1 protein-coding gene is annotated in these 773 nt (G+C 45.3%); it reads left to right on the forward strand.

Annotated elements, in window-relative coordinates:
* Nucleotides 1-719: methyltransferase (locus R8O11_RS26930; RefSeq protein WP_318194838.1), on the forward strand; the 719-nt coding region annotated here is incomplete at its 5' end.
* Nucleotides 720-773: the final 54 nt, after the last annotated feature.

The raw sequence follows: 773 nt of genomic DNA on the forward strand, positions 1-773 counted from the left end.
TGATGCACTTGACTGAAGCAATCAAAGACGGCAAACCTGCTGGATTGAAAGAGCTGGGCGATTGGGAAACCATCTATCAAGGATTGTCGACATTACCTGAGCAAGCTAAGCAGAGCTGGTTTAAGTTTGATCACTTCTATTCGGATCGTTCTTTCCCATTGCTGCTTAAAGAAGTGTTTGCCAATGAGCCAAAACATATTGTCGATATCGGTGGCAATACGGGTAAATGGGCAATGCAGTGCTGCAACTACGATAAAGATGTGCATGTGACCATTGTTGATTTGCCGCAGCAACTGGAAGTCGCGATGTCTAACGTGGCAGAGAATAAGCTCAGCGAACGCGTGCATCCGTATCCTGCCAATATGCTTGATAAAGCCCAAACATTGCCTGATCATGCCGATATTTGGTGGATGAGCCAGTTCTTAGATTGTTTCTCTCCAATTGAAATTTTAAATATTTTGAAGAAAGTGAAGGCGCAGTTGAGCGCGGGCGATACCGTTTACGTTCTCGAACTGTTTTGGGATGCGCAGAAATACGCGGGCGCGTCATACAGCTTAAATGCTACCTCGCTTTACTTTACCTGCCTAGCCAATGGTAATAGCCGTTTCTACCGTAGTGATGATTTCCTAGAAATTGTTGAAGCAGCAGGTCTCTCTGTTGTGGAAAGAACGGACAACATTGGCCTCGGACATACCTTATTAAAACTCCAAGCAAGCTAGTATAAAGAAGGAAACCAGAGCACAAGCAAGTTGTCGTCGTTGGCGCAGGTCCTT

The organism is Vibrio sp. 1288, from assembly GCF_033344475.1.